The 20,320-nt window shown below is 67.7% G+C and carries 20 protein-coding genes; 6 read left to right on the forward strand and 14 right to left on the reverse strand.

Features of this window, described 5'->3' with window-relative positions; all coding sequences use genetic code 11:
* The first annotated feature begins 79 nt into the window (after positions 1-79).
* From AC07XP_RS12930 to AC07XP_RS12945, 4 genes are read left to right on the forward strand one after another with little or no spacing between them, the layout of a single operon-like run.
* Positions 80-664 carry a TRAP transporter small permease gene (locus AC07XP_RS12930; RefSeq protein ID WP_495264904.1) on the forward strand — a complete coding sequence of 195 codons (585 nt, stop codon included), beginning with the start codon at positions 80-82 and terminating at the stop codon, positions 662-664.
* Complete coding sequence (locus AC07XP_RS12935; RefSeq protein ID WP_307635951.1) at positions 661-1,959, forward strand: TRAP transporter large permease; 1,299 nt, start codon at positions 661-663, stop codon at positions 1,957-1,959. The genes AC07XP_RS12930 and AC07XP_RS12935 overlap by 4 nt, the downstream gene beginning before the upstream one ends.
* Positions 1,960-1,999: 40 nt before the next feature.
* Positions 2,000-3,037: a DctP family TRAP transporter solute-binding subunit gene (locus AC07XP_RS12940; RefSeq protein WP_495264905.1), complete on the forward strand. Its 1,038-nt coding sequence runs from the start codon at positions 2,000-2,002 to the stop codon at positions 3,035-3,037.
* A gap of 47 nt (positions 3,038-3,084) precedes the next feature.
* Positions 3,085-4,023: a nucleoside hydrolase gene (locus tag AC07XP_RS12945; protein ID WP_495264906.1), complete on the forward strand. Its 939-nt coding sequence runs from the start codon at positions 3,085-3,087 to the stop codon at positions 4,021-4,023.
* A gap of 72 nt (positions 4,024-4,095) precedes the next feature.
* Here AC07XP_RS12945 and AC07XP_RS12950 read toward each other — a convergent pair whose 3' ends face one another.
* From AC07XP_RS12950 to AC07XP_RS12970, 5 genes are all read right to left on the reverse strand, one after another.
* Positions 4,096-4,833 carry an amino acid ABC transporter ATP-binding protein gene (locus AC07XP_RS12950; protein ID WP_056576214.1) on the reverse strand — a complete coding sequence of 246 codons (738 nt, stop codon included), beginning with the start codon at positions 4,831-4,833 and terminating at the stop codon, positions 4,096-4,098.
* A 44-nt stretch (positions 4,834-4,877) separates the two neighbouring features.
* On the reverse strand, positions 4,878-5,567 hold the full coding sequence (locus AC07XP_RS12955; RefSeq protein WP_062471052.1) for an amino acid ABC transporter permease: 690 nt from the start codon (positions 5,565-5,567) through the stop codon (positions 4,878-4,880).
* Between the two features lies 1 nt (position 5,568).
* Positions 5,569-6,300: an amino acid ABC transporter permease gene (locus tag AC07XP_RS12960; protein WP_062471055.1), complete on the reverse strand. Its 732-nt coding sequence runs from the start codon at positions 6,298-6,300 to the stop codon at positions 5,569-5,571.
* Between the two features lie 96 nt (positions 6,301-6,396).
* Positions 6,397-7,296 (reverse strand): amino acid ABC transporter substrate-binding protein, encoded by a 900-nt coding sequence (locus tag AC07XP_RS12965; RefSeq protein ID WP_062471058.1) that lies wholly within the window; start codon positions 7,294-7,296, stop codon positions 6,397-6,399.
* Between the two features lie 384 nt (positions 7,297-7,680).
* Positions 7,681-8,670, reverse strand: a complete 990-nt coding sequence (locus AC07XP_RS12970; protein WP_062471061.1) for a LysR substrate-binding domain-containing protein — start codon at positions 8,668-8,670, stop codon at positions 7,681-7,683.
* A 61-nt stretch (positions 8,671-8,731) separates the two neighbouring features.
* Between AC07XP_RS12970 and AC07XP_RS12975 the strand changes: the two genes are divergently transcribed.
* On the forward strand, positions 8,732-10,174 hold the full coding sequence (locus AC07XP_RS12975; protein ID WP_495264907.1) for an amidase: 1,443 nt from the start codon (positions 8,732-8,734) through the stop codon (positions 10,172-10,174).
* A gap of 10 nt (positions 10,175-10,184) precedes the next feature.
* Here AC07XP_RS12975 and AC07XP_RS12980 read toward each other — a convergent pair whose 3' ends face one another.
* Positions 10,185-11,123, reverse strand: a complete 939-nt coding sequence (locus tag AC07XP_RS12980) for a 2-hydroxyacid dehydrogenase (protein ID WP_495264908.1) — start codon at positions 11,121-11,123, stop codon at positions 10,185-10,187.
* A gap of 49 nt (positions 11,124-11,172) precedes the next feature.
* The gene (locus tag AC07XP_RS12985; protein WP_495264909.1) at positions 11,173-13,008 is read right to left on the reverse strand and encodes an ABCB family ABC transporter ATP-binding protein/permease; all 1,836 of its coding nucleotides are present in this window, start codon (positions 13,006-13,008) and stop codon (positions 11,173-11,175) included.
* A 42-nt stretch (positions 13,009-13,050) separates the two neighbouring features.
* Between AC07XP_RS12985 and AC07XP_RS12990 the strand changes: the two genes are divergently transcribed.
* Complete coding sequence (locus AC07XP_RS12990) at positions 13,051-13,494, forward strand: acyl-CoA thioesterase (RefSeq protein WP_070060209.1); 444 nt, start codon at positions 13,051-13,053, stop codon at positions 13,492-13,494.
* Positions 13,495-13,501: 7 nt separating this feature from the next.
* On the opposite strand, the gene AC07XP_RS12995 is transcribed toward AC07XP_RS12990, so the two are convergent.
* From AC07XP_RS12995 to AC07XP_RS13025, 7 genes are all read right to left on the reverse strand, one after another.
* On the reverse strand, positions 13,502-14,620 hold the full coding sequence (locus AC07XP_RS12995) for an ABC transporter substrate-binding protein (RefSeq protein WP_139701560.1): 1,119 nt from the start codon (positions 14,618-14,620) through the stop codon (positions 13,502-13,504).
* 195 nt (positions 14,621-14,815) lie between these two features.
* Complete coding sequence (locus AC07XP_RS13000; protein ID WP_062471072.1) at positions 14,816-15,580, reverse strand: enoyl-CoA hydratase; 765 nt, start codon at positions 15,578-15,580, stop codon at positions 14,816-14,818.
* Positions 15,581-15,780: 200 nt separating this feature from the next.
* Positions 15,781-16,374 (reverse strand): 2-hydroxychromene-2-carboxylate isomerase, encoded by a 594-nt coding sequence (locus AC07XP_RS13005; protein ID WP_495264910.1) that lies wholly within the window; start codon positions 16,372-16,374, stop codon positions 15,781-15,783.
* 55 nt (positions 16,375-16,429) lie between these two features.
* Entirely contained in the window at positions 16,430-17,176 is a 747-nt protein-coding gene (locus AC07XP_RS13010; protein WP_095949525.1) for an SDR family oxidoreductase, read from the reverse strand.
* A 5-nt stretch (positions 17,177-17,181) separates the two neighbouring features.
* Positions 17,182-18,021, reverse strand: coding sequence for an acyl-CoA thioesterase (locus tag AC07XP_RS13015; protein ID WP_495264911.1), 840 nt, complete (start codon positions 18,019-18,021; stop codon positions 17,182-17,184).
* A 32-nt stretch (positions 18,022-18,053) separates the two neighbouring features.
* Entirely contained in the window at positions 18,054-18,959 is a 906-nt protein-coding gene (locus tag AC07XP_RS13020) for an alpha/beta hydrolase family protein (protein WP_495264912.1), read from the reverse strand.
* A 157-nt stretch (positions 18,960-19,116) separates the two neighbouring features.
* Entirely contained in the window at positions 19,117-20,316 is a 1,200-nt protein-coding gene (locus AC07XP_RS13025) for an acetyl-CoA C-acyltransferase (RefSeq protein ID WP_495264913.1), read from the reverse strand.
* Positions 20,317-20,320 lie beyond the last annotated feature (4 nt).

A 20,320-nucleotide genomic window follows, 5' to 3' on the forward strand; every position in this document is an offset into this window, starting at 1 on the left:
CTCGCCTGTCAAGGTGTACGGATCGCGTCCCGGCGTCCGCCCGGTGACTTGGCGCCTGCCTCAGCTGCCCTTTCCTGCGATGACAACTCCTCCCGAGTCCGGCCCCACGCTGGACGCCGCCAGTCCCCTCCCCCCCGACATCGAAGCCGCCGACGAACCCACCAAGGTTCCCCTCGCCATCGAAGACTGGCTCACGGTCCTCATCATGGGCGCGCTGGCGCTCATCACGTTTGCCAACGTCATCGTGCGCTACTTCACCGACTCGTCCTTCGCGTGGACGGAAGAGTTCTCGGTGTTCCTGATGATCATGCTGGCACTGGTGGCCGGCTCGGCCGCCGTGGCGCGCGACCGGCACATCCGCATCGAGTACTTCTCGGAAAGCGGCTCCATGGCGCGGCGCAAGCGCCTGGCCCAGTTCGGCGCGCTGATGATCGCCATCTTGTTCGCGCTGATCGGCGCGCTCAGCATCCGCATGGTCTGGGACGACTACCGCTTCGAAGAAACCACGCCCGGCATCGGCCTGCCCGCCTGGTGGTATTCGATCTGGCTGCCCATCGTGTCGTTCGCGATCGCGGGGCGCGCCATCGGCCTGATGGTCCGCCGTGGCCGCAAGACGAACTACAAGTCTGACGACGACAACAGCAAGAAGGGCGACGCCAAGTGATCGCCACCCTGCTCTTCGTCGCCTTCGTGCTCATGATGCTGGTGGGCGTGCCCATCGGCGCCGCGCTCGGCCTGGCGGGCGCCGCCTGCATCGCGCTGGCCAACGCCGACGCCCAGTGGTTCGGCCTGTTGGCCGTGCCGCAGAACTTCTACGCCGGCCTGGGCAAGTACCCGCTGCTGGCGATTCCGATGTTCGTGCTGGTCGGCTCCATCTTCGACCGCTCGGGCGTGGCACTGCGCCTGGTCAACTTCGCCATCGCCATCGTGGGCCGCGGCCCCGGCATGCTGCCGCTGGTGGCGATTGCGGTGGCGATGTTCCTGGGCGGCATCTCGGGCTCGGGCCCGGCAAACGCCGCCGCCGTGGGCGCGGTGATGATCGCGGCCATGAGCCGCGCCGGCTATCCGGCCGCGTACTCGGCCAGCGTGGTGGGCGCCGCGGCGGCCACCGACATCCTGATTCCGCCCTCGGTCGCGTTCATCGTGTACTCGGTGCTGGTGCCCGGCGCCTCGGTGCCGGCGCTGTTCGCGGCCGGCATGATCCCCGGCGTGATGGCCGGCCTGGCGCTGATGATTCCGGCCGTGTGGCTGGCGCGCAAGCACAAGATGGGCGCGCTCGAATCGACGCTGCCGCGCCCGCCGTTCTGGAAGAGCTTTCGCGAAGCGATCTGGGGCCTGGCGGCGCCGGTGCTGATTCTGGGCGGCATGCGCGCGGGCTGGTTCACGCCCACCGAGGCGGCCGTGGTGGCGGTGTTCTACGGCCTGTTCGTGGGCATGTGCATCCACCGGACGATCAAGGTGCGCGACCTGTTCGTGATCTTGCGCGAGTCGGGCGAGCTGTCGGCGGTGATCCTGCTGGTGGTGTCGCTGGCGGGCATCTTCGCGTACTCGCTCTCGACGCTGGGCGTCATCGATCCGGTCACGCGCGCCATCGTGAATTCGGGGCTGGGCGAGTACGGCATCCTGGCGCTCCTGATCCTGCTGCTGATCACCGTGGGCATGTTCCTGGACGGCGTGTCGATCTTCCTGATCTTCGTGCCGCTGTTGCTGCCCATCGTGCAGCACTACAAGTGGGACCCGGTGTGGTTCGGCGTGATCCTCACGCTGAAGGTGGCGCTGGGCCAGTTCACGCCGCCGCTGGCGGTCAACCTCATGGTCTCGTGCCGCATCGCCAAAGTGCGCATGGAAGAAACCGTGCAGTGGGTGGGCTGGATGCTGTTCTCGATGTTCGTGGTGATGGTGCTGGTGATCGCCTTCCCCGAACTCGCGCTCTGGCTGCCGCGCAAGCTGGGCTACTGATTTTTTCGATCCATCGATAGACAAAGAGGAGACCTCTCTCATGAAAATCCGCCGCACCCTGCTGGGCCTTGCCGCCGTCGCCGCCACGCTCGGCCTGTTCTCGACCGGCGCGATGGCGCAGGCCACCTACAAGCCCGAGTACAAGATGTCGCTGGTGCTGGGCCCGCCCACGCCGTGGGGCCAGGCCGGCAAGATCTGGGCCGACCTGGTGAAGGAGCGCACCCAGGGCCGCATCAACATCAAGCTGTACCCGGGCGTGTCGCTCATTCAAGGCGACCAGACGCGCGAGTTCAGCGCGCTGCGCCAGGGCGTGATCGACATGGCGGTAGGCTCGACCATCAACTGGTCGCCGCAAGTGAAGCAGCTCAACCTGTTCTCCATGCCCTTCCTGATGCCCGACTACGCGGCCATCGACGCGCTCACGCAGGGCGAGGTGGGCAAGGACATGTTCAAGACGCTCGACAAGGCCGGCGTGGTGCCGCTCGCCTGGGGCGAGAACGGCTTCCGCGAAATCACCAACTCGAAGAAGCCGATCAAGTCGCCGGCCGACATCAAGGGCATGAAGATCCGCGTGGTGGGCTCGCCCATCTACTCCGACATGCTCACCGCACTGGGCGCCAACCCCACGCAGATGAGCTGGGCCGACGCGCAGCCCGCGCTCGCCAGCGGCGCGGTCGACGGCCAGGAGAACCCGCTGTTCCTGTTCACCGTGCTCAAGATGCACACGGTGGGCCAGAAGTTCGTCACCACCTGGGGCTACGTGGCCGACCCGCTGGTGTTCGTCGTGAACAAGGAAATCTGGGCCTCGTGGACGCCGGCCGACCAGGCCATCGTGCGCCAGGCCGCGCTCGACGCCGGCAAGCAGGAAATCGCCATCGCGCGCAAGGGCCTGGTCGAAGCCGACAAGCCCGTGCTCAAGGACATCGCCGCCATGGGCGTGACGGTGACCAACCTCACGCCGGCCGAGCGCGACGCCTTCGTGAAGGCCACGCGCCCGGTGTACGACAAGTGGAAGTCGACCGTCGGCGTCGACCTGGTGGCCAAGGCCGAGAAGGCCATCGCCGCGCGCGCGAAGTAAGCAGCCGCGCATCGCCGTGGATCGGGGGGCGGCATGACAATGTCGCCATGCACACCCTGATCATCGACACGGACCCCGGCGCGGACGACGTGATCGCGCTGCTGTTCGCCCTGGCGGCGCCCGAATCGCTGGCGATTCAGGCGCTGACCACGGTGGCGGGCAATGTTCCCCTGGCCAAGACCTCGCGCAACGCGCGCCTGGCCTGCGAATGGGCTGGACGGCCGGAGCTTCCGGTCTACGCGGGCGCCGAGCGGCCCCTGCAGCGCACCCCCATCTACGCCGCCAACATCCACGGCCGTGAAGGCCTCACGGGCGTGACCGTGCACGACCCCGTCGTGGCGCTGGCCGAGGGCCATGCCGTCGACTACCTCGTGCGCACGCTGCGCGCCGCGCCCGAGCACAGCGTGACGCTCGCCATGCTCGGCCCGCAGACCAACCTCGCACTGGCCCTCGAACAGGCGCCCGACATCGTGCGCGGCCTGCGCGAGCTGGTGCTCATGGCCGGCGCGCATTTCAACGGCGGCAACATCACGCCGGTGGCGGAGTTCAACGTGTTCGCCGATCCGCATGCGGCCGAGGCGGTGCTGAAAAGCGGCGTGCCGATCACGATGCTGCCGCTGGACGTGACGCACAAGATCCTCACGAGCGACGCGCGCATCGCGCGGCTGCGCCAGCTGGGCAACCGCGCCGGCACGATCGTCGCCGACATCCTCGACGCCTACGCGCCGCAGGAGATGGCCCACTACGGCATGCCCGGTGGCCCGGTGCACGACGCCACCGTGACGGCCTACCTGCTGCGCCCCGACCTGTTCCAGGGCCGCCGCATCCACGTCGAGATCGACAGCCGCGAGGGCATGGGCTTCGGCCAGACCGTGGCCGACTGGCACGGCAGCCTGAAGCGGCCGGCCAACGTGCAGTGGATCATCGACGGCGATGCGCAGGGTTTCTTCGACCTGCTGACGGAGCACATCGCGCGGCTGCCCTGAGCTTCGACCCGAACCCCATGAAAAAAGCCACGTTGCGGACAGCGTGGCTTTTTGTTTGGAGCGCGCAGCGGATCAGTGCTGCAGGATCTTGTTCAGGAAGTCCTTGGTGCGCGGCTGACGGTTCTCTGGGTGGTTGAAGAACTCGTCCTTCGGGCAGTCTTCCAGGATCTTGCCGCCCACGTCGATGAAGATCACGCGGCTCGCGACCTTGCGGGCGAAGGCCATTTCGTGCGTGACCACCATCATGGTCATGCCTTCCTTGGCCAGGCTCACCATCACGTCGAGCACTTCGCCGACCATCTCGGGGTCGAGCGCCGAGGTGGGTTCGTCGAACAGCATCACGATCGGGTCCATCGACAACGCTCGGGCGATCGCCACGCGCTGCTGCTGACCGCCCGACAGCTGGCCCGGGAACTTGTCCTTGTGCGCCATCAGGCCCACGCGGTCGAGCATCTTCAGGCCGCGGGTCTTGGCTTCGTCGGGCGTGCGGCCCAGCACCTTGATCTGCGCGATCGTGAGGTTCTCGGTCACCGACAGGTGCGGGAACAGCTCGAAGTGCTGGAACACCATGCCGACCTTGGAGCGCAGCTTGGGCAGGTTGGTCTTGGGGTCGTGCAGCGGAATGCCGTTGACGGTGATCTCGCCCTTCTGGAAGGGCTCGAGCGCGTTCACGGTCTTGATGAGCGTGGACTTGCCGGAACCCGACGGACCGCACACCACCACCACGTCGCCCTTGGAGATGTTCACCGAGCAGTCGTTGAGCACCTGCACCGGGCCGTACCACTTGGAGACGTTCTTGATTTCAATCATTTTTTCGGACATTTGTTTCTCTCCGGTTCAGTTCAGCCACTCAATCAGCGAATGATGGCGATTTTCTTGTGCAGGCGCTTCACCAGCCAGGAAAGGGCGTAGCACATGGCGAAGTACACGACCGCCGCGAGCAGGTAGGCCTCGATCGGGCGACCGAAGTTCTTGCCCGCCGTCTCGAAGCCCTTGAGCATGTCGTAGGCACCGATGGCGTAGACCAGCGAGGTGTCCTGGAACAGGATGATGGTCTGCGTGAGCAGCACCGGCAGCATGTTGCGGAAGGCCTGCGGCAGCACCACGAGGCGCATGTTCTGGCCGTAGGTCATGCCCACCGCCTGGCCCGCGTTCACCTGGCCGCGCGGGATCGACTGGATGCCCGCGCGCATGATCTCGCTGAAGTAGGCCGCTTCGAACGCCACGAAGGTGATCACCGCCGAAATCTCGGAGCGGTAGTTCGAGCCGAGCGAACCGAACATCGAATAGAACGACGCCGGCACCAGCAGGAAGAACCACAGGATCACCATCACCAGCGGGATGCTTCGCATGCCGTTGACGTACAGCGCTGCGGGCGCATCGAGCCACTTCTTGCCCGACAGGCGCATGAGCGCCAGGATCGTGCCGAAGATCACGCCACCAATGGTGGCCACCACCGTCAGCATGATGCTGAAGTAGAAGCCCTTGATGACGAAGTTGCTGATGACGTCCCAGTTGTAGAAGGACAGGTCGAGATTCATCATGTCAGTGTCCTCCGCCGCCAGCGCTGGCCGAGACGATGAAGCCCGGCACGCGGGTCTTCTTCTCGATGAACGCCATGAGCCGGTTGATGGCCAGGGCCGACACCACGTAGCACGCCGTCACCGCCAGGTAGACCTCGATGCCGCGCGAGGTTTCTTCCTGCGCCTGCATGGCGAACATGGTGAGTTCGGTGACCGACACGGCGAACGCGACGGACGAATTCTTGAAGATGTTCATCGTCTCGCTCGTGAGCGGCGGGATGATGATGCGGTACGCCATCGGCAGGATCACGTAGCGGTAGTACTGCGGCGTGGTGAAACCCACCGCCATGCCCGCATAGCGCTGGCCCTTGGGCAGCGCCTGGATGCCGGAGCGCACCTGCTCGGCGATACGCGCCGAGGTGAAGAAGCCCAGCGCCAGCACCACGAGGATGAAGCTCGGCACGCCCTTCATCACGGGGATGAGTGCCGGAATCACGTGGTACCAGAGGAAGATCTGCACCAGCAGCGGGATGTTGCGAAAGAGCTCCACCCATGCATTGCCGAAGCGCACGAGCCACGGGCTGTCGGGCAGCGTGCGGATGATGCCGATCAGCGAGCCCAGCACCAGCGCGACGATCAGCGCCAGCAGCGCGACCGACACGGTCCAGCCCCAGGCCGAGAGCATCCATTGCAGGTAGCTCGGATATTCCCCCCCGGGGTCTTGCAGGAAGACCTGCCAATCCCAGTTTCCCATGTGTGTTTACTCCTTCAGCTTCTTTTCGAAAAACCGTCCCTTGAAAAGAAACGCCCACCGCGAAAGGTGGGCGTCCATTCACGCAGCGACGCGCGCTTATTCCTTGGTGACGTACTCTTCGGCCGGCTTGTCGTTCGGGTTGGCCCACGCGTTCTTGGTGGCTTCGCCCAGCGGCAGGTTGATGGTCACGTTGGCCGGGGGAATCGGCTTGAGGAACCACTTGTCATACAGCTTGGCGAGTTCGCCCGACTTGGCCTGTGCCTTGATGCTGTCGTCCACGGCCTTCTTGAAGGCGGGGTCGTCTTTGCGGATCATGATGGCGATGGGTTCCACGGCCAGCACGTCGTTCAGGATCTTGTAGTCCTTGGGCGACTTCGACTTGGCGGCCAGGGCAGCCAGGATCGAGCCGTCCATCACGAAGGCGTCGGCACGGCCGGTTTCCAGCAGCAGGAAGCTGTCGGAGTGGTCCTTGCCGTAGACCTCCTTGAAGGTCAGGTTCTCGGCGCGCTTTTGCTTGCGCACGGTCTGCAGCGGCGTGGTGCCGGTGGTGGTGGCGACCGTCTTGTCCTTCAGGTCGGCCAGCGAGTTGATGCCCGAGTTGGCCTTGACGACGATCTTGGTTTCTTCGACGTAGGTGGTCACGCCGAAAGCCACGTCCTTCTGGCGGGTGGCGTTGTTGGTGGTGGAGCCGCACTCGATGTCCACGGTGCCGTTCTGCACCAGGGGGATGCGGTTCTGCGAAGTCACGGGCTGGTACTTGACTTCGAGCTTCTTGCCGGCGGCCTTCTCCAGGTCCTTGATGATGTTGGCGCAGACGTCGTAATGGAAGCCGGTGTACTGGCCATTGCCGAGCGTGTACGAAAGGCCGGAGGACTCACGCACGCCTTCGGTGATGGTGCCCGAGGCCTTGATCTTGGCCAGGGTGTCATTGGCCTGTGCAAAGGCGCCGCTGGTGGCGAGCGCTGCGACAGCCAATGCCAATACTTGTTTTTTCATACGAAAAGCTCCTGAGGGTGACTGAAACAAATAGAACGAAATTCTAGACACTCGCATTTTGCGGGATACCCGGACCAACCCGGTGCATTCCACGGGCATCGCCGCCCGCCTCGCACCGGCTGCGCCCATCGGGGCGCCAGCCTGGTGCAATCCAGACATTTCGCATTGTCCGACTTTCACTAAGCAGCCTTTGTGCCCGGCATTCGGGCGGCTGTGCGTGGCGCAAGCAGCGACCGGCGATCCCCGGCGTGCGACGGCCGAAAAAAACTGCCGCGACTGTAGTGGCGCCGTGGCCGGGCCGCCAATGCTGATTGCGGGGGGTCGTATGCGTGGTGCTTATAGATTGTGCAGCGCACAAATCCGCAGCCATTCACACTCGCCCGCTCATTGCGGCGGCTGGGTTCCGACCAGGTAGGACCACAGGGCGTCGGCCGTGCGCTTGGGCTGCAGGCTTTCGGACAGCCCGGCCCGGGCCGCCGAGCGGCCGGCGCCGCCCTTCACCGGGACCGGCGCGGTGGGCCGCTCGCGGTAGGCGCGGATTTCCATCTTGGCCTCCAGGCTGTCGATCTCGGGCGGCAGCGCGCTCACCAGCTTGCGCGCCTTGATCTCCTTGCGCACCGCACTCTGCGGGAGGAAGGCGATGCCGTGGCCTTCGAGCGCCATCACCTTCAGGCCTTCAGCCATGTCGGTCTCGTAGACGCGGTCCAGGTGGATGGCGGTGCCCGACTCTTTCAGCAGCTGGTCGACCACGCGCCCGAGGTAGGCGCCCGGCGCATAGCCCAGGTAGGGCAGTGGCTGGCCCGGGCGGCCCGGCAGCCGGTAGCGCGGCGCGCCCTCGGCATCGGCCTTGACCCAGGGGGCGACGGTTTCCTCGCCCAGGCTGACCATCTCGTACTTGGTGGCGTCCAGCTGCAGCGGCTGCGAGGGGTGGTGGTAGGCAATGAGCAGGTCGCAGCTGCCTTCGACCAGCCGCAGCACCGCGTCATGCACGTTGAGCGCGATGAGCCGGCTCTTGATCGGCCCGAAATGCTCGCGCAGGCTGGTGACCCACGAGGGAAAGAAGGTGAAGGCCAGCGTGTGCGGCACGGCGATCTCGATCACGTCCTGCCCGGCGGCCGAGTGGCCGCGCAGCATGGCGCGCGTGCTCTGCAGCGACTGCAGCATCTCGATGGCCTGGCTGTACAGCGTCTGGCCCGCGGGCGTGAGGCGCGTGGGGTAGGAGCTGCGGTCGACCAGGTCGGTGCCGGCCCATCCCTCGAGCGCCTGGATGCGCCGCGAGAACGCCGGCTGCGTCACGTGCCTCAACTGGGCCGAGCGGCTGAAGCTGCGGGTTTCCGCCAAGCTGATGAAGTCTTCGAGCCACTTTGTTTCCATACGCGGCGATTATGCGAGCGCCGCGCCATACTGGGCGCCCCCTCCTTTTCCCGCATGCGCCATGCCTTTCGACGACCTGCCTGAGCTCAGCGCCACCGAACTTTCGCGCAAGATCGCGGCCCGCGACGTGTCCTGCCGCGAGGTGATGCAGGCGTCGCTCGCCCGCATCGACGCGCTCAATCCGCGGTTCAACGCCATCGTCTCCCTGCGCGACCCCGCCCAGCTGCTGGCCGAGGCCGACGAACGCGACGCCGAGCTGGCGCGCGGCGAACGGCGCGGCTGGATGCACGGCTTTCCGCTGGCCGTGAAAGACCTGAGCCACGCCGCCGGCCTGCCGACCTCGATGGGCTCGCCGCTGTCGCCGCGCTCGCCCGCGCGCACCGACAGCCTGCACGTCGCCCGCATGCGTGCGGCCGGCGCCGTGGTCATCGGCAAGACCAACACGCCCGAGTTCGGCCTCGGCTCGCACACCTACAACACGGTGTTCGGCATCACGCGCAACGCCTACGCGCCCGATCGCAGCGCGGGCGGCAGCAGCGGCGGCGCGGCCGTGGCGCTGGCCCTGGGCATGCTGCCCGTGGCCGACGGCAGTGACATGATGGGATCGCTGCGCAACCCCGCCGCCTTCAACAACGTGATCGGCCTGCGCCCCTCGCGCGGTCGCGTGCCCGGCGACCCGGAGCAGGAGCTCTTCTTCCAGCAGCTGGGCTGCGAGGGCCCGATGGGCCGCACCGTGGAAGACACGGCCCGGCTGCTGGCCGTGCAGGCGGGTTTCGACACGCGCGTGCCGCTGTCGTCGCCGCACGCCCTGCCCTCGCCCGACGACCTGCAGCTGGACGGCGACGGCCGCGGCCTGCGCATCGGCTGGCTCGGCAGCCTCTGGCCGGAGCTGCCGCTGGCGCCGGGCGTGCGCGAACTCGGCGAGCAGGCGCTCGACAGTTTCCGCACCATCGGCTGCAAGGTCGAGCCCTGCACGCTCGACGTGCCGCGCGAACACAACTGGAGCGCCTGGCTGCGATTGAGGCAACTGCTGGTGGGCGGCAAGCTCGGCGCCTACCTGAGCGACCCGAAGCTGTTCGCGCAGCTCAAGCCCGAGGCGCAATGGGAGATCGAGCAAAGCCGGCACCTGGACGCCGCCTCGCTCTACCAGGCCTCGCACTACCGCTCGAACGTGTACCGCGCGTTCCTCAAGCTCTTCGAGCGCTTCGACTTCGTGGTGGCGCCGACGGCGCAGGTGTTCCCTTTCGATGCCGAGCTGCACTGGCCGGCCGAGGTGAACGGCGTGAAGAGCGACACCTACCACCGCTGGATGGAGATCGTCACGCCCTTCACGCTGGCGGGCCTGCCCACCCTCAACGTGCGCGCGGGCTTCGGCGACGGCGGGCTGCCGATGGGCCTGCAGCTGGCCGGCCCGATCCATGCCGACCTCGACGTGCTGCGGCTGGGCCATGCCTACGACCAGGCCTGCGGCTGGGCGGCGCGGCGCCCGCCGGCCTTGTCCTGATCCGATCGGATCAGATCGGCGTGAGCACGCCGCGCCCCGCGAAGTGCCCTTGGGCGTTCGCGAGGAAGTGGTCCACCGACTTCTGCGTGGCCTCGGGCGACCAGCCTGCCATGTGCGGCGTGAGCAGCACGTTGTCCAGGCCGATGAGCGGCTCGGGGCGCTTGGGTTCGCTCTCGTACACGTCCAGGCCCGCGCCCGCGATGCGGCGCTCGCGCAGCGCCTTCGCCAGCGCCTCGGTGTCGACCACGCTGCCGCGGCCGATGCTCACGAGGTAGCCCTGCGGCCCCAGCGCGTCGAGCACTTCGGCGTTGACCAGGTGCTTGGTCGCCGGCCCGCCCGGCGCGGCCAGGATCAGGAAGTCGGCCCAGGTGGCGAGCGACTTCAGGTCGTCGAAGTAGCGGTGCGTGGCGCCTTCGCGCGGCTTGCGGTTGTGATAGCCGATGGCCATGTCGAAGGCGGCGGCGCGCTTGGCGATCTTCTGGCCGATGGTGCCCAGCCCCAGGATGCCGAGCTTCTTGCCCGACACGTTCGGCGGCTGCGGAATGGCTTCGCGCCACACGCCTTCGCGGCACAGCCGGTCGAGCGTGCGGAACTCGCGCACGATGCTGATCAGCAGGCCGAAGGCGTGGTCGGCCACGCAGTCGTCGTTGGTGCCGGCGCCGTTGGCGGTCGCGATGCCGCGTGCGCGCGTGACCTCGAGCGGCACGCCTTCGTAGCCCGCGCCCATGCAGCAGACCAGCTCGAGCGCCGGCATGGCGTCGATCTCGGCGGGCGTGAGGCCGATGACGCCGATGGTCAGCACCGCGCGGAATTTGGGGCCGTGCTCGGCGATGGCGGCGGCGCGCTGCGCGTCGCCGAAGGCGTAGGTCATGTCGTAGACCTCGGCAATCTGGGCCTGGTGGGCGCTCGAGAGGCTGTTGAGCACCAGCAGGGGAATCTTGGTCGACACGTCTGAACTCCTGGGGTCGGTGAAAAGAAAGAAGGAGTGAATGATCGGGCTAGAGCATCGGCACTGCTTCGCTCTTCTGCAAAGCCCACATCTGGGCATAGCGGCCCTGCTGGGCCAGCAGATCGGCGTGCGTGCCGCGCTCGACGATCACGCCCGATTCGAGCACCAGGATCTCGTGCGCCTCGACCACGGTCGAGAGGCGGTGCGCGATGACCAGCGTGGTCTTGCCCTGCGCGGCGCTGCGCAGCTCGGACTGGATGGCGCGTTCGTTGGCCGAATCGAGCGCCGAGGTGGCCTCGTCGAAGATCACGATCGGCGGGTTCTTCAAGAGCGTGCGCGCGATGGCCACGCGCTGCTTCTCGCCGCCCGAGAGCTTCAGGCCGCGTTCGCCCACCGTCGTCTCGTAGCCCTTGGGCGTGGCGGCGATGAAGTCGTGGATGCGCGCGGCACGCGCCGCCCCTTCGACCTCGTCGCGCGTCGCGCCGGGGCGGCCGTAGGCGATGTTGTATTCGACCGTGTCGTTGAACAGCACCGTGTCCTGCGGCACGATGCCGATGGCGCGGCGCACGCTGGCCTGCTGCACGGTGCGGATGTCTTCGCCGCCGATGGTGATGCGGCCCTGCTGCACGTCGTAGAAGCGGTACAGCAGGCGCGCGAGCGTCGACTTGCCCGAGCCCGACGGGCCGACCACCGCCACCGTCTTGCCGGCCGGGATCTCGAAGCTCACGTGCTTGAGGATCGGGCGATCGGGCTCGTAGGCAAAGCTCACGTCCTCGAAGCGGACGGTCGAGTCGATGCCCGCCAGCGGCTGCGCGCCGGGCGCGTCGCGCACCTCGCGCTCCTTTTCCATCAGCACGAACATCTTGTCCAGGTCGGTCAGGCTCTGCTTGATCTCGCGGTAGATCACGCCCAGGAAGTTGAGCGGAATGTAGAGCTGGATCATGAAGGCGTTGACCATCACCAGGTCGCCCAGCGTCATGCGCCCTTCGACCACGCCCGAGGTGGCGCGCCACAGCATCAGCACCAGGCTCACGGCAATCAGCAGCTGCTGGCCGGTGTTGAGCATGCTCAGCGTGCGCTGGCTCTTGATGGCGGCCTTGCGGTAGCGGTCGAGGCTGGCGTCGTAGCGCTTGGCCTCGAACTCCTCGTTGTTGAAGTACTTGACGGTCTCGTAGTTCAGCAGCGAATCGACCGCGCGGCTCTGCGCCATCGAGTCGAGCTCGTTCATGGTCTTGCGGAACTGCGTGCGCCACTCGGTCACGGTGACCGTGAAGACGATGTACAGCACCAGCGCCGCGCCTGTGATCCACACGAACAGCGCGTCGAACTTCACGCCCAATATGGTGAGCACCAGCGCCAGCTCGATGATGGTGGGCACGATGCTGTACAGCGACATCGAAATGAGCGAATGCACGCCGCGCGTGCCGCGCTCGATGTCGCGCGTCATGCCGCCGGTCTGGCGCTCCAGGTGAAAGCGCAGGCTCAGCGCATGCAGGTGGCCGAACACCTGCAGCGCGATGCTGCGCGCCGCGCCCTCGGTGGCCTTGGCGAAGATCAGCTCGCGCAGTTCGTTGAAGAGCGATGTCGAAAAGCGCAGCAGCCCGTAGGCCACGAGCAGCGCCATCGGCACGACGAGCAGCGCCTGCGCCATGTCGGGCTTGGGCGTCATCGTGTCGACGAGGTTCTTGAGCAGCACCGGCACGCCCACATTCGCCACCTTGGCCGCGATCATGAAGCCGAGCGCGGCGATCACCCGCCACTTGTACTGCCAGAGGTAGGGAAACAGGCGGCGCAGGGTCGCCCAGTCGGAACGGTCGGAGCGCGCGGGCGGGTGGCCGCCGGGCGCATGGGGAGAGGAGGAAAGGGCTTCGCCGCTTCGGCGCATGGGGGACAATCGTGGGTGTTGTTGTTGCTTCAGATTGTGCCCATGTCCTCCCCTTCCAGTGCCGCTTCCGCCGCAGCGGCCGCCGCCGCCACCCTCAAGAGCCTGCCCACCGACATGGAGCTGGTGCTCAAGGTCATCCCGATGCCGGCCGACTGCAACGCCAACGGCGACATCTTCGGCGGCTGGGTCATGGCGCAGTGCGACCTGGCCGGCTCGGTGATCCCGGCGCGCTACGCCAAGGGCCGCCAGGCCACGGTGGCGGTCAACGAGTTCATCTTCAAGCAGCCGGTGCGGCTGGGCGACATCCTCTCGTTCTATTCGAAGCTGGTGCGCGTGGGCCGCACCTCCATCACGGTGACGGTCGAGGTGTTCGCCGAGCGCTTCCGGGCGCAGGGCGAGTACATCAAGGTGACGCAGGCCACCTTCACCTACGTCGCCATCGACGACAACGGCCGCCCCCGTCCCATCGAACAGCCGGCGGCCTGAGCCGCCTTCAGGCGACGCCCATGCCGGCGTCGCGCACGCGCTCGAAGCACTCGAACTCGCGGTTGATCCAGCGCGCGTCGCGCCGCTCCACGCGGCGGATGTAGACCGACTGCACCACGTCGCGCGTGTGGGCGTCGATCTCCACCGGCCCGCGCGGGCTGTCCAGCCGCAGGCCGCGGAACGCATCCACCAGCCGCTCGGCGCCCGCCTTGCCGCCGCGCGCGCCCGGCGCGCTCAGCGCGGCGTCGATGGCCGCGAGCCCGTCGTGCGCCGCCACGGCGAAGTAGCCCGGGCGCAGGTGGCTGCCGTACTCGGTCTCGAAGGCGCCCGCGAAACGCCGGTTGGCCGGCGACTCGTGGGCGAAGGAATAGTGGTGGCTGGTGACCAGCCCCTCGGCCAGTTCGCCGATGCCGTCCAGGTAGTGGTCGTCGGTGGCGTCGCCCGTGGCGAGCAGGCGGATGCCGGTGTCGGCCATGCCGCGATCGCGCCAGAACTTCAGGAAGATGGCCGGCATCTGGCCCGAGGGCAGGAAGAAGAACACGGCCTGCGGCTTCAGCTCGCGCAGGCGCAGCATGTAGGCCGAATAGTCGAGCGTGTTCAGCGGCACGCGCAGCATCGCGCCCACGCGCCCGCCGCCCGCGGTGATGCCGGAGACGAAGGCGCTTTCGGCGTCCACGCCCGAGGCGTAGTCGGCCACCACGGTGCACACGTCGCGCAGCCCCTGCTGCAGCGCCCAGCGCGCCAGCGGCGCCGTGACCTGTGCGATGGTGAACGACACCCGCACCATGAACGGCGAGCGCCCGGGGATGCCCGAGGAGGCGGCGTTCATGATCACGGTCGGTACGCGCGCCTGCGTGGCGACGGTGCCGACGGCGTAGGCGTTGGAGCTGAAGTCCAGCCCCGTGAGCAAATCGACGCGCTCGCTCTCGATGAGGTCTTGTGCCTGGCGCCGCGCCTGTTCGGGCGCGCTGCCGGGCACGTCGCGGCGCAGCAGCTCCACCGGCCGGCCCGCGATCTGCTGCTTGTGGTCGGCCAGCCAGACCGCCATGCCGGCGTCGAACTGGCGCCCGCCGCCCGCATAGGGCCCCGACCACGAACCGATGACCCCGATGCGCAACGGCCGCACGCGTGCCAGCACCAGCGAGGGCGCCGCGAGCGTGCCCGCGAGTAAGCCCAAAGCATGCCGGCGCGTCGGCCCGAATGCTACTTTTTCAGCAGCACGCATCGCCCGCGTGGCGGGCGCTGTGGGCGGGTTGAGGTCTGGAGCAGGCACGAGGAACAGTGTACGCAGCCACCGTCCGCAGGCAAGTCCACGGAAGGCTTAGACCTTCGAGAAATCCGGCTTGCGCTTCTCCATGAAAGCACCGAAGGCTTCCTTGGCAGCAGGCTCGCGCAGCATGCGGCCGAAGCTCGCGCCTTCTTCGCCCATGCGCTCGAGCACGGCGGGCATCTGCGTCTTCTTCAGCAGGCGCTTGGTCTCGATCAGCGCGCTCAGCGGCTTGGCCGCGAGCTTGCGGGCCTGCGTCTGTGCGATGCCGTTGGCTTCGGTCGGCGGCACCACGCGGTTGACCAGGCCCACTTCGAGCGCGGCCTCGGCCATGAAGGGCTCGCCCAGCAGCAGGGCTTCGGCGGCGCGGTGGTAGCCCAGCATCTGCGGCACCAGCAGGCTCGACGCGGCCTCCGGGCACAGGCCCAGGTTGACGAAGGGCATCGAGAAGGCTGCGTTGTCGCCCGCGTAGACGAGGTCGCAGTGGAACAGCATCGTGGTGCCGATGCCCACGGCCGGGCCGCACACGGCCGCGACGATGGGCTTGGGGAAGGTGGCGATGCCGCGCAGGAAGCGGAACACCGGCGATTCCTGCGTGGAGGCCGGGCCGTTGAGAAAGTCGCCGATGTCGTTGCCGGCGCTGAAGATCGTCGGGTCGCCCTGGATCAGCACGCAGCGCACGGCCGCTTCGCTCTCGGCCGTGGCGAGCGCGTCGGCCAGCGCGGCGTACATGCTGCTGGTGATCGAGTTCTTCTTGTCGACGCGGTTGAAGGTGATGGTCATCACGCCGGCTTCGGTGTGGACGAGGATGTCGCTCATGGAAAGATCCTTGGGTAGGTAAAACGGGGGACGACGCGCTCAGAAGGTGTGAATGAATCCGGCGTGGCCGAGCAGCCCACCCAGGCGCGACCCCTCAAGGCGCAAGCGCAGCCATAGCTCGGGCTATGGCGAGCATTTGCAACGCAGAGGGGGCGCGTCTGGGCGGGATGAGCGGACATGGCGGGTTCGTTCACACCTTCTCAAGCTTGGAGCGATTCGCGGACGAAATCGAGGCGGTCCTGGCCCCAGAACATCTGGTCGCCGACGAACATGGTGGGGGCGCCGAACACGCCGCGCTCCACCGCCTCCTGCGTGACCGCCTTGAGGCGGTCTTTCACTTCCTGCGCGCCGGCCAGCGCGAGCAGGCCCGCGGCGTCGAAGCCTGCATTTTGCAAGACGGCGCCGACGGTCGCGGGGTCGTTGAGGTTCTTCGGCTCGACCCACATGGCATGGAACACCGCGTCGATGTAGGCACCGAAGCGTTCGGGCATCTTCATCTGCACGCCGGTGGCGCCGCGCATCAGCAGCAGTGTGTTGATCGGGAAGTGCGGGTTGTGCACGAAGGGCACGCCGTAGCGCTTGGCGAAGCGCTGCAGGTCGGTCGTGAGGTACGGGCCCTTGGCCTTGATCTCGGCGGGCGAATGGTTGCCCGTGGCCTGGAACACGCCGCCCAGCAGCATGGGCTTCCAGACCAGCTCGGCGCCGGTGTCGGCGCACACGTGCGGCAGCTGCGTGGCGGCCAGGTAGGCGGCGGGGCTGCCGACGTCGAAATAGAACGCGACGGATTTCGTCATGGGTGTCGTCTCCTTGGGGCTGTGCGCCGCGACGCGATGCGTAGCGCGGCGTCGGTCAGAACTTCTCGGACCAGGGGCGCAGGTCCAGCTCGTGCGTCCACGCGTCGCGCGGCTGCGCATGCAGCATCCAGTAGCTGTCGGCGATGTGGTCCGGGTTCAGGATGCCGTCGCTGTCCTTCAGCGCATAGCGCTCGGGGAAGTTGCTGCGGATGAACTCGGTGTCGATGGCGCCGTCGACCACGACGTGCGCGACATGGATGCCCTGCGGCCCCAGCTCGCGCGCCATCGATTGGGCCAACGCGCGCAGGGCCATCTTGGCGCCCGAGAAGGCGCCGAAGTTGGCGGCGCCGCGCAGCGAGGCCGTCGCGCCGGTGAAGATGATCGTGCCGCGATGGCCGCCGGCCGGCATCTCGCGCGCCACCATGCGCTTGGCCACTTCGCGGCCGTTGAGGAAGCCCGAGAAGCAGGCCATCTCCCACACCTTGAAGTACTTGCGCGCGGTTTCGGTGAGGATGCTTTCCGGCACGTTCGCGCCGATGTTGAACACCATCACCTCGATCGGCCCGACGGTCGATTCGATCTGCTCGATGAGCGCCACCACTTCTTCTTCCTTGCGTGCATCGCAGGCGAAGGCGTGGGCCCGGCCGCCGTCGGCCTCGATCTGCGCCACCAGCGGCTGCAGCTTGTCGAGGCTGCGCCGCGTGACACAGGTGGCGTAGCCCTCGCGCGCGAAACGGCGGGCGATGGCGCCGCCGGTGGCGTCGCCCGCCCCGACGATCAATGCAGCCTTGGTGAGCGCCATGACGGTCATTCCTTGTAGTAGACGATCTGGTTCGACGTGGCGAGCAACGCGCCCTTCTCGCTCCACAGCTGCGCCTTCTGGTCGAAGAAGCCGTTGAAGAACTGCTGCCCCGCCGCGCAGCCCAGCAGGTAGCCCGTGCCGACCTCGGCCAGCTCGGCGGCGCCGACATGGAAGTAGGTGGTGATCGACACCGTGCCCGCGGGCACGTGCGTGGCACGGCGCAGCCACACGCGCGGGTAGAACACGTCGCTCAACGCGGCGAGCGAGGCGAAGTCGAGCGGGCGCGCCTGCGCGTCGCGCACCCACAGGCGGGTTTCGCTGTGCTGCAGGCTGCCGTCCCACTTGGCGGGAATGCCGCCGCTGAAGGGGCGCATCTCGTACTGCTCGAGCCAGGCCACGCCCGACGGGCCGATACGGATGCGATCGACCGCCTCAGGCTTCGGCGCCTCGGGCATGGTGAGGTCAGCCTGGCTCCAGGTGTCGCGGCGCGCGGCCGTGACCACGGTGGCGGTGGTCGTCATGTTCGCCGTGCCATCGGCGCCGGGCTGCGTGATCGTCACCGTCCAGTGCTGCGTCGAGCGGTTGGTGCGCACGGCGGTGGCCTGGATATCGAACGCGCCTTCGCCGAGCGCGGCCGCGTAGTTGACGGTCAGCGCGATGGGCGTGCCGAGCAGGTCGGGGTGCTTGAGCACCGCCTGCAACGCCAGCGCCGCGGTGGTGCCGCCGAACGGGCCGACCATGTTCCAGTAGTCGGGACTCGTGGTGCCCGTGAAGTGCCCCACGCGGATGTCGCTGTGGTGCAGGGCCAGGGCTTTGTCGAGGGGGTGGGGGTTCGTGCTGCTCATGGTGATCGCCAGTGTGCCTTCGGAGGATGACGTCACGCAGTCGTGTGCGGGACGTTGGCGTGCTGCACTGCCGCAGGCGCGGTCAGCGCGGCGAGCCGGTGCAGCTTGTCGAGCGTGCTCGGCCACAGGCTCTGACTGAACTGCTCGCGGAAGAAACCGAAGTGGCCGATGCGCCGCGCCTGTACGTCGGCCGGCGCGATGCGCTCGACCGCGCTCGGCGCGCCTGCATAAAAACTCACGAGGCTGCGCGTGCCGGCGTGCGTCATCAGTTCGTCGTCGGTCATCGAGAGCGCGAGCACCGGGAAGCGCACGCGTGCATAGCTTTGCAGCGCGGGCTCGCCTTCCGCGCCCACGCTGTAGCGCGGGTTCAGGCACCAGCGGCGCCATTGCAGGATCACGCCGCGCGGCAGGTCGCCGACCTTCTTCAGCTTGCGGCCCGGAAAGTAGCCCCACAGGCGCGTCGCCAGCGGCACCAGCACGAACCAGAAATACAGGATGCTGCGCCGCAGCTTCGGCGCGTTCTCGCGCCAGTAGCCGCTGCCGGCCGCGATGCTCACGAGGCCGTCGACCTGCCCGGGCCGCTGCAGGAAGCCCGGCAGCTGCGCGCCGAGGCTGTGGCCCAGCAGGTACAGCGGCTCGTCGGGCAGCGCGGCCTTGGCGGCGTCGATCACCGCCTCGTAGTCGCGCGCCCAGTCGAACAGGTCGGCCTGGAAACCACGCAGCGGCGCATCGCCGAGCGAGTCGCCGCTGCCGCGGTAGTCGAAGGTCCAGACCCGCAGGCCCTGCCCCGCGAGCCAGTGCGCGAAGGGCTCGTAGAACGACTGGCGCACGCCCATCGCACCGCCGATGACGATGCTGGCGCGCGGTGCGCCGGCGGGGTCGTAGCGGCGCACCGCCAGTTGCACACCGCCATCGACCGGGAGCTGTTGCGCTTGCATGGGCCTGCCTCCTTCTTCGTTGATCAACCACCGCCCTGCGGCGTAGCGAGCGGGATGAGATGCAAGGCGCGGGTGGCGGGAAACCGGAGCGACCTGACGGGTCGTGAGGATTTCCCGACGGGCCCCGCAACGCCGCAGATCGCCCGCGCAGTAGCCGCTAGACGCGTTCGAAGATGCCTGCGGCGCCTTGTCCCATTCCCACGCACATCGTGACCATGCCGTACTTCAGCTTCTCGCGGCGCAGCGCGTGCACCACGGTGGCCGCGCGGATCGCGCCGGTCGCGCCCAGCGGATGGCCCAGTGCAATGGCGCCGCCCATCGGGTTGACCTTGGACGGGTCGAGCCCCAGCGTGTTCATCACCGCGAGCGACTGCGCGGCGAAGGCTTCGTTGAGTTCGAACCAGTCGATGTCCTCGTGCTTCAGGCCCGCATAGCGCAGCGCAGCCGGAATCGCCTCGATCGGGCCGATGCCCATGATGTGCGGCGGCACGCCCTTGCTGGCGAAGCTCACGAAGCGTGCGAGCGGCGTGAGGCCGTACTGCTTCACGGCCTTCTCGCTCGCAAGGATCAGCGCGCCCGCGCCGTCGGAGGTCTGCGAGCTGTTGCCGGCCGTCACCGTGCCGCGCGCGGCGAACACGGTGCGCAGCTTGGCCAGGCCCTCAATGCTGGTGTCGGGGCGCGCGCCTTCGTCCAGGCTCACGGTGCGGGTCTTGGCGATCGACTCGCCGGTTTCCAGGTTCGGCGTGCGGTCGGTCACTTCGATCGGCGTGATCTCGTCGGCGAACTTGCCGGCGGCCTGCGCGGCCAGTGCCTTCTGGTGCGAGGCCAGCGCGAACGCGTCCTGCGCCTCGCGGCTCACCTTCCACTGCTGCGCGACCTTCTCGGCCGTGAGGCCCATGCCGTAGGCAATGCCCACGTCGCCTTCGCGCTCGAAGATCGAGGGCGACAGCGAGGGCGAGTTGCCCATCATCGGCACCATGCTCATGCTCTCGACGCCAGCCGCGATCATCACGTCGGCCTCGCCGACGCGGATGCGGTCCGCCGCCATCTGCACGGCCGACAGGCCCGAGGCGCAGAAGCGGTTCACGGTGATGCCGCCGATGCTGGTCGGCAGGCCCGCCAGCACCGCGCCGATGCGCGCGACGTTCAGGCCCTGCTGCGATTCGGGAATCGCGCAGCCGCAGATGATGTCTTCGATGGCCTTGGGGTCGAGGCCGGGAACTGCCGCGAGTGCCGCCTTCAGCGTGGTCGCGAGCAGGTCGTCGGGACGGTAGTTGCGGAAGTAGCCGCGGTGCGACTTGCCGATGGGCGTGCGGGTGGCGGAGACGATGTAGGCGTCTTGTACTTGCTTGCTCATGAAA

The sequence above is a fragment of the Variovorax sp. GW531-E2 genome (assembly GCF_059423125.1).

Bases quoted from the DNA above. Each gene is read 5' to 3' on its own strand.
- AC07XP_RS12930 (WP_495264904.1), top strand. From the start codon at position 80: ATGACAACTCCTCCCGAGTCCGGCCCCACGCTGGACGCCGCCAGTCCC.
- AC07XP_RS12940 (WP_495264905.1), top strand. From the start codon at position 2,000: ATGAAAATCCGCCGCACCCTGCTGGGCCTTGCCGCCGTCGCCGCCACG.
- AC07XP_RS12945 (WP_495264906.1), top strand. From the start codon at position 3,085: ATGCACACCCTGATCATCGACACGGACCCCGGCGCGGACGACGTGATC.
- AC07XP_RS12950 (WP_056576214.1), bottom strand. From the start codon at position 4,833: ATGATTGAAATCAAGAACGTCTCCAAGTGGTACGGCCCGGTGCAGGTG.
- AC07XP_RS12955 (WP_062471052.1), bottom strand. From the start codon at position 5,567: ATGATGAATCTCGACCTGTCCTTCTACAACTGGGACGTCATCAGCAAC.
- AC07XP_RS12960 (WP_062471055.1), bottom strand. From the start codon at position 6,300: ATGGGAAACTGGGATTGGCAGGTCTTCCTGCAAGACCCCGGGGGGGAA.
- AC07XP_RS12965 (WP_062471058.1), bottom strand. From the start codon at position 7,296: ATGAAAAAACAAGTATTGGCATTGGCTGTCGCAGCGCTCGCCACCAGC.
- AC07XP_RS12970 (WP_062471061.1), bottom strand. From the start codon at position 8,670: ATGGAAACAAAGTGGCTCGAAGACTTCATCAGCTTGGCGGAAACCCGC.
- AC07XP_RS12975 (WP_495264907.1), top strand. From the start codon at position 8,732: ATGCCTTTCGACGACCTGCCTGAGCTCAGCGCCACCGAACTTTCGCGC.
- AC07XP_RS12985 (WP_495264909.1), bottom strand. From the start codon at position 13,008: ATGCGCCGAAGCGGCGAAGCCCTTTCCTCCTCTCCCCATGCGCCCGGC.
- AC07XP_RS12990 (WP_070060209.1), top strand. From the start codon at position 13,051: ATGTCCTCCCCTTCCAGTGCCGCTTCCGCCGCAGCGGCCGCCGCCGCC.
- AC07XP_RS13000 (WP_062471072.1), bottom strand. From the start codon at position 15,580: ATGAGCGACATCCTCGTCCACACCGAAGCCGGCGTGATGACCATCACC.
- AC07XP_RS13005 (WP_495264910.1), bottom strand. From the start codon at position 16,374: ATGACGAAATCCGTCGCGTTCTATTTCGACGTCGGCAGCCCCGCCGCC.
- AC07XP_RS13010 (WP_095949525.1), bottom strand. From the start codon at position 17,176: ATGGCGCTCACCAAGGCTGCATTGATCGTCGGGGCGGGCGACGCCACC.
- AC07XP_RS13015 (WP_495264911.1), bottom strand. From the start codon at position 18,021: ATGAGCAGCACGAACCCCCACCCCCTCGACAAAGCCCTGGCCCTGCAC.
- AC07XP_RS13020 (WP_495264912.1), bottom strand. From the start codon at position 18,959: ATGCAAGCGCAACAGCTCCCGGTCGATGGCGGTGTGCAACTGGCGGTG.
- AC07XP_RS13025 (WP_495264913.1), bottom strand. From the start codon at position 20,316: ATGAGCAAGCAAGTACAAGACGCCTACATCGTCTCCGCCACCCGCACG.